The sequence below is a fragment of the Arthrobacter ruber genome (genome assembly GCF_002954225.1).
In the GTDB taxonomy this organism is placed as follows: Bacteria; Actinomycetota; Actinomycetes; order Actinomycetales; family Micrococcaceae; genus Arthrobacter_D; species Arthrobacter_D ruber.
The window spans coordinates 420,687-427,417 of sequence record NZ_PPTH01000015.1 but is presented as its reverse complement, the minus strand read 5'-3'; the positions used below and the strand labels follow the sequence as shown (position 1 = coordinate 427,417).

Sequence of the window (6,731 nt, the reverse complement as noted above, 5' to 3'; positions counted from 1 at the left end):
GCGACCGAAGAACTCGAATCTTCATCAAGGGGGGATTGTCACCCACACCGGGGCAACTCCATAACTATACGAGCACCCCACCACGAGAACCAAATCGGCTCGGGGCCCTTCCCCACAGGGCGGTGTGGGGCATGGACGACGGGAGCCGACACACCCGCTCGGGGGTGTGCCGGCTCCCGTCGTCGCCGGGCAGGAGGTCCTCAGCCGACGTCGACCATCGCGAGGTTGCGCTTGCCACGGCGGATCAGGAGGTAGCGGCCGTGGAGCAGATCATCGACGGCGACGGCGTGGTCCGCGTCGGCGATCTTCGCGTTGTTGACGTAGGCCCCGCCCTCCGCGACCGTCCGGCGCGCTGCGGAGTTGCTGGCGGACAGGCCCGATGCGACCAGCAGGTCGACGATCCCCAGCCCGTCCCTCGGAACCGCGACCGACGACAGTTCCGCCGTCGCTGCCTGGAGGGTCGGGAGGTCGAGTGCTCCGAGGTCGCCCTGACCGAAGAGGGCGGCCGACGCGGCGATGACCTTCTCGGTCGCGTCGACCCCGTGCACGAGGGAGGTGACGTCGTAGGCCAGTGCGCGCTGCGCCGCCCGCTCGTGGGGCCGTTCCGCCGTCGCGCGCTCGAGCTCCTCGATCTCCTCCCGGCTACGGAAGGTGAAGATGCGCAGGCGCTCGGCGACATCGGCGTCCGAGGTGTTCAGCCAGAACTGGAACATGGCGTACGGGCTCGTCATCGCGGCGTCGAGCCAGATCGCGTTGCCCTCGCTCTTGCCGAACTTCGTGCCGTCCGAGTTCGTGATCAGTGGCGTACCGATCGCATGGACCCCTGTGCCCTCGACCTTGCGCACCAGGTCCGTGCCGCTGGTGAGGTTCCCCCACTGGTCCGAGCCGCCGGTCTGCAGGACACAGCCGTAGTCACGGAACAACTGCAGGTAGTCCATGCCCTGCAGGATCTGGTAGCTGAACTCGGTGTAGCTGATGCCCTCGTCGGAGTTCAGGCGCTTGGCGACGGTCTCCTTCTTGACCATGGTGCCCACGCGGAAGTACTTGCCGACATCGCGCAGGAAGTCGATGACACTCATCGGACCGGTCCAGTCGAGGTTGTTCACCATTCGGGCGGCGCCGTCCCCTTCGAAGTCGAGGAACCTCTGCACCTGCCCCTGGAGGGACGCCACCCATTCGGCGACGGTCTCCTTGGTGTTCATGGTGCGCTCGGCCGTCGGCCGCGGATCGCCGACGAGACCGGTGGATCCGCCCACCAGCCCCAGGGGCCGGTGCCCGGCGAGCTGCAGCCGGCGCATCAGGAGGAGCTGGACGAGGTTGCCCAGGTGCAGGCTGGGCGCCGTCGGGTCGAACCCGCAGTAGAACGTGATCGGAGCACCCGCCAGCAGCTCCCTCAGCTCACCCTCATCGGTGGACACGTGGATCAGCCCACGCCACACCAGCTCGTCATAGACGTTGCCGAACGAGGGATCGTTGCGCTGGCCTCGGAGGCCACTGACCGGGGTATCTGTTTGCTGGGACACCCCTCCAAATTATCAGTCGGCGATACCCGCAGGAATCCGGCCCGTCGAGATGACGCGGAGCCGCTGGGTGGGGCGCGTCATGGCGACGTAGAGATCACCGACGCGCGCCGTCGCGGAATCGAGCATCTCGTGCGGTTCGAGGATGACGACGCCGTCGAACTCCAGTCCCTTCGACTCCCGGGGTCCGATCACCACGATGTCCTGGCCCGGACCGCCCGCACCGGAGCCCACGCGGCTGCCGTACACGGGAACCAGTGCCGCGCGGACCTCCGGCACGAGGTGCTCGGGGGCGATGACGGCGAGCAGGCCGCCGTCGATCGCCGCGAGCTCCTCGGGCATCGCGCGCACGAGGGACGGTACGAGCTCCCGGACGGTATCGAGGACGGGCGGGAAGCGGCCCTCGCGCACGGCCTTGGGCGCGGAGACGACGAGCCCTGCGGCGTTCGCCATGCGCACCGCGGCCTCGGCGATCTGCGAGGGCGTGCGGTAGTTGACCGTCAGCTCCTCCAGCTGCCAGCGCTCACCCACGAACGGCTCGAGCGCCTGCTGCCAGGACCTCGAGCCGGCCGCGGAGCTCGTCTGCGCGATGTCGCCCACGATGGTGAACGACTTCACGGGACAGCGTCGCATCAGCAGGCGCCACTGCATCGCCGAGAGCTCCTGCGCCTCGTCGACGACGATGTGCCCGTACGCCCACGTGCGGTCGCCGGACGCGCGCTCGGCCGCGGACAGGCGGGTGGTGGACACCGCGTTGTGCTGGGCGAGCTCCTCGGCCGTGAGGACACCGTTCACGCCCGCGTCCTCCAGCGAGGCGTTGACGTTCTCGAGGGCCCGCTCGGCATTGGCGAGGTCCCGCTTCTGCTCCTGTTCGCGCGCGGAGCTGTCCCTGCCGGCCGACGCGTCGAGCTCACCGAGCAGTTCGGCGGCCTCGTCCAGCAGGGGCACGTCCGCCTCGGTCCACGGAGCATCGGCGGGCCGGGCGAGCACGGCGAGTTCGTCATCGGTCAGATCGGGGGCCGCCGCCCGCAGCAGCTCGGGCCGCGCGAACAGTTCCGAGACGAGCTTCTGGGGCGTGAGGGGCATCCAGGCGAGGTTCAGCGCGATCCTCACGTCCCGGGAACTGCGGACGTCCTCGGCGAGGTAGGACCGGTCGGCGTTGTTGCCTCCGCCCGATGATTCCTCGAGCTTGTCCAGCAGCTGCTCGGTGAGCTCCCGCAGGAGGATCTTGACGAAGGTGACGCGTGCCTCGTTGTGGGGCTTGCCGGTGGCACGGGCGCGCTCACGGGCGCGCGCCACCTGGCGGGGCGCGAGCGTCAACAGGGTTCCCTCGACATTGAGCCGCTTGTTCTCGGCGGGTACCCGCTCCCGGTTGGCGACGGCGTTCCGGATGACCTGCGCCATCTCCAGCCGGCCCTTGAGTGCTGCGGCCTCCTCGCTGGTCTCCTGCACCGTGGACACACCGGGCATCAGCGTGCCGATGCCGGCCATGACCACGCCGGTCTCCCCGAGGGACGGCAGCACGCGCTCGATGTACTTCATGAAGGCGTCGGTCGGCCCGACCAGCAGCACGCCGGCGGACTTCAGCCGCTCCCGGTGGGTGTAGAGCAGGTAGGCGGCACGGTGGAGGGCCACGGCCGTCTTGCCGGTGCCCGGTCCGCCCTGGACCACGGTGACCCCGGGGAGCGGGGCGCGGATGATGCGGTCCTGCTCGGCCTGGATGGTGCCGACGATGTCCGACATCTGGCCGGTACGCCGTGTGTTCAGGGCGGCGAGCAGGGCGCCCTCGCCCTGCAGGGAGTCGTCGTCGCCGAGCAGGTCCGCGTCGAGGACGTCGTCCTCGATGGCGACGACGTCGCGCCGGGACAGGATGAGGTGGCGGCGTCGGCGGACGCCCATGCGTTCGAAGGCCGTGGCCTGGTAGAACGTGCCCGCCTCGGGGGCGCGCCAGTCCACCATGAGCTGCCGGAGGTCGTCGTCGGAGAGTCCGATGCGGCCGATGTACCGCTCGTCGCCGCTGTCGAGGTCCAGGCGCCCGAAGACGAGCCGGTCGTCGACGGCGTTCAGCTGGGCCAGACGGTCCTCGTACATCGTGGCGAAGGCATCCCGCTCGGAGCGGTTCTGATGCGACCCGGCCGCCTGCGTGCGCCGGACCTCGGCGAGCTGCTGGACCTTCTCGGCACGGAGTTCGTCGAGACGGCGGTACAGGCCGTCGACGTAGCGGCGCTCGTGGTCCAGCTCCGCCTTGGCGTGGGACGTCTCGTGCATCGGACACTACCTTCCTTCAAAGACGGACCGTCAATTCTAGCGCGCCGCGGATCACACGGTCTTCAGTGTGTGGACCCTCCGGCCCGCCAGGCTCGTCCGGCCTTCCAGACCGCCGAGCTCGAGCACCACCCCGGCGCCGACGACGACGGCTCCCGCCTTTTCGAGCAACGCGCATGCCGCGACGAGCGTTCCACCCGTGGCGAGGACGTCGTCGAGCACCAGGACCCGCGCGCCCTCGGGCAGGTCGGCCTGGTGGATCTCGAGCGTCGCCTGCCCGTACTCGAGGTCGTAGGACTCGCTGTAGACGGCGCGGGGCAGCTTGCCCGCCTTACGCACGGTGACGACGCCGGTACCGGTCGCGTAGGCGACGGCGGCGGCGAGGAGGAAGCCGCGGGCCTCGACGCCGGCCACGGCGTCGAACGATCCGGCGAAGGGTTCGGAGACGGCGTCGACGACGGCCCGGAAGGCCTCGGCGTCGGAGAAGACGGGGGTGAGGTCACGGAACATGATGCCCGGGGACGGGAAGTCGGGGACGACGGCGCACAGCCGGTCGATGGCGTCCGTGGCGCGCGCCGCGAGCCGGGATGGTCCTGCTGCTGTGGCCGGGGTACCGCCGGCGTCCGCTCCGCTGATTGTCACGCATCAACACTACGGGCTGCGGGGGGCTTGCCGGGACGGTAGCGCGAGACCGTCGGATCCCCCGGCAGCCAGAAGCGCCACGGGTACTCCGCTGTCCCGCCGACACCGCTCACACCGACGCGCGGCCCGCGGCCGATCACCGCCGGCGCAGCATCCGGCAGCACGAGGCGGAAGGGCTCCCCGAGGACGTCGGCGCCGTCGCACCGACGGTCGAGACCCAGCGCCTGCGCGAGCCGCGCCGGCCCCCGGGCGAGGTCCAGTTCCGACGCGGGATGGTTGCGCCGAGCACTGGCGATCGCCGTGCCCCCGACGATCTCCCCCGCGCGCAGCAGCACACCCGTGGCCCACCCGTCGGTCCCGCACACGATGTTGGCGCAGTAGTGCATGCCGTAGGTGAAGTAGACGTAGAGGTGACCCGCCGGGCCGAACATGGTCGCGTTCCGCGCGGTCCTCCCACGGAACGCATGCGAGCCGGGGTCGTCGGGGCCGAGGTACGCCTCCACCTCGGAGATGCGTACGGTGACCTCGCCGTCGTCGTCCCTGTGGCTCAGGTGGGCTCCGAGGAGCCGGGGTGCGACGTCGAGGGCACTGCCGCCCAGCTGGTCCCGCATGTCCCCTGCCGTTACGCTTCGATCCGCCACCCATCGACCGTAGCAAGACCGCCTGGACGACGTCCCGCAGCGATGTCCGAAACCCGCCAGTTGCCGCCCGTGCCGGGTGGAAGGATGGAGCCATGGACTTCTGGCAGCAGTACCGGGCGATCGACGCCCGTGACGTGCGCTTCGACGGTCAGTTCGTCACCGCCGTCTCGAGCACGGGCATCTACTGCCGGCCATCCTGCCCCGCACGCACCCCGAAACCCTCCAATGTCACCTTCTACCGGACGTCGGCCGCCGCGCACGAGGCCGGTTACCGCGCCTGCAAGAGGTGCCTGCCCGAGGCCGTCCCGGGAGACCCGGAGTGGAACCTCCGCAGCGACGCCGCTGCCCGTGCCATGCGGCTCATCGCCGACGGCGAGGTGGACCGGTCGGGGGTGGCCGGCCTCGCGGCCCGGCTCGGCTACTCGACCCGCCACCTCAACCGCATCCTTCGGGACGAACTGGGCGCGGGTGCGCTCGCGCTGGCCCGCGCGCACCGCGCCCAGACGGCCCGGACCCTGCTCACCGCCTCGACCCTGCGGGTCGCGGACGTGGCCTTCGCCGCCGGTTTCGGCAGCGTCCGCCAGTTCAACGACACGGTGCAGCAGGTCTTCGACCTCACGCCGAGGCAGCTGCGGGACGCGTCGCGACAGCAGCGCGACGGCGTCGCCGACGGGTCCCCCGGCGGCCCCCTCCGGATCTCCCTGTTCCTGCCCACGCGGCTGCCCTACGACAACGGCATCTTCGGCTTCCTCGCGGCGCGGGCGGTCGACGGGGTCGAACGGGCGACACCCGCCGGCTACGAGCGGCTCGTGGACCTGCCCGCCGGTCCGGCCTGGTTCAGGGCGGGCATCGCCGAGTCGCGCGGCACGGGGCAGGGCGCCCTGCCCGTGACGGTCTCGGTCGCAGGACTCGCCGACCTCCCGGCGCTGCTGAGCCGCATCCGGCGGCTGTTCGATCTCGACGCCGATCCGGTGGCCATCGATGCCTCCCTGGCGCGGAACGCGTTCCTCGCCAGGGCGGCCACCGCCGTGCCCGGCATGCGGCTCCCCGGCTCGGTCGACCCCGCCGAGACGCTCGTCCGGGCGATCGCCGGTCAGCAGGTGACCGTCGCCGCCGCGACCAGGGCGCTGGGAACCCTCGCGCAGGCCGGCCCGGCGATCGATGCTCCTGGCACCGGCCTCTCCAGGATGTTCCCGGCCGTAGCGCATCTCGCGGACGCGCCCGGGCCGCTGCTGCCCGGACCGCGACGGCGCGACGACGCCCTGCGGGAGGCTGCACGGCAGCTGGCCTCCGGCACCCTCGAGATCGGCGTGGGCTCCAGCCCCGAGGCGTTGCGGGGCGACCTGCTGCGGCTTCCCGGAGTGGGTCCGTGGACGGCGGACTACGTCACCATGCGCGTCCTCGGCCACCCCGACGTCCATCTGCCCACCGATGCCGCCGTCCGCAGCGGCTGGCGATACCTCGTGACACGCGGTGCCGGCCCGCCGGGCGCCCGCGGCGGACCGCCGGGCGCTTCGCTCGACGAGGCGGTGGCCGCCGTCCGTCCCTGGCGCTCGTACGCGACCCTGCACCTCTGGAGGGGCGCTGCACCGGGCGCCCGCCGGCGAACCGGCGAGGAACTGCCTGACATCGTCGCCTGACCCGGCACCCCGTACCCTGTGAC

Annotated in this window: 5 protein-coding genes; 1 reads left to right on the top strand and 4 read right to left on the bottom strand. The window is 71.4% G+C overall.

What is annotated here, in order from left to right; all coding sequences use genetic code 11:
* Nucleotides 1-200 precede the first annotated feature (200 nt).
* From tyrS to CI785_RS08485, 4 genes are all read right to left on the bottom strand, one after another.
* Entirely contained in the window at nt 201-1,523 is a 1,323-nt protein-coding gene (gene tyrS / locus CI785_RS08500; protein WP_105031623.1) for a tyrosine--tRNA ligase, read from the bottom strand.
* 12 nt (nt 1,524-1,535) lie between these two features.
* A complete protein-coding gene (locus CI785_RS08495) occupies nt 1,536-3,788 on the bottom strand; it encodes a HelD family protein (RefSeq protein WP_105031622.1) in 2,253 nt (750 codons plus the stop codon).
* A gap of 51 nt (nt 3,789-3,839) precedes the next feature.
* Nucleotides 3,840-4,343 carry an adenine phosphoribosyltransferase gene (locus tag CI785_RS08490; RefSeq protein WP_105031680.1) on the bottom strand — a complete coding sequence of 168 codons (504 nt, stop codon included), beginning with the start codon at nt 4,341-4,343 and terminating at the stop codon, nt 3,840-3,842.
* A gap of 80 nt (nt 4,344-4,423) precedes the next feature.
* Nucleotides 4,424-5,038 (bottom strand): DNA-3-methyladenine glycosylase, encoded by a 615-nt coding sequence (locus CI785_RS08485; protein WP_105031621.1) that lies wholly within the window; start codon nt 5,036-5,038, stop codon nt 4,424-4,426.
* Nucleotides 5,039-5,160: 122 nt separating this feature from the next.
* On the opposite strand from CI785_RS08485, the gene CI785_RS08480 reads away from it, so the two are divergent.
* Entirely contained in the window at nt 5,161-6,708 is a 1,548-nt protein-coding gene (locus tag CI785_RS08480) for a DNA-3-methyladenine glycosylase 2 family protein (protein ID WP_105031620.1), read from the top strand.
* The last annotated feature ends 23 nt before the right edge of the window (nt 6,709-6,731 follow it).

What these genes read in the sequence shown, in the direction of transcription:
- CI785_RS08495 (WP_105031622.1), bottom strand. Translation starts at nt 3,788, where the DNA reads ATGCACGAGACGTCCCACGCCAAGGCGGAGCTGGACCACGAGCGCCGC.
- CI785_RS08485 (WP_105031621.1), bottom strand. Translation starts at nt 5,038, where the DNA reads ATGCGGGACCAGCTGGGCGGCAGTGCCCTCGACGTCGCACCCCGGCTC.
- CI785_RS08480 (WP_105031620.1), top strand. Translation starts at nt 5,161, where the DNA reads ATGGACTTCTGGCAGCAGTACCGGGCGATCGACGCCCGTGACGTGCGC.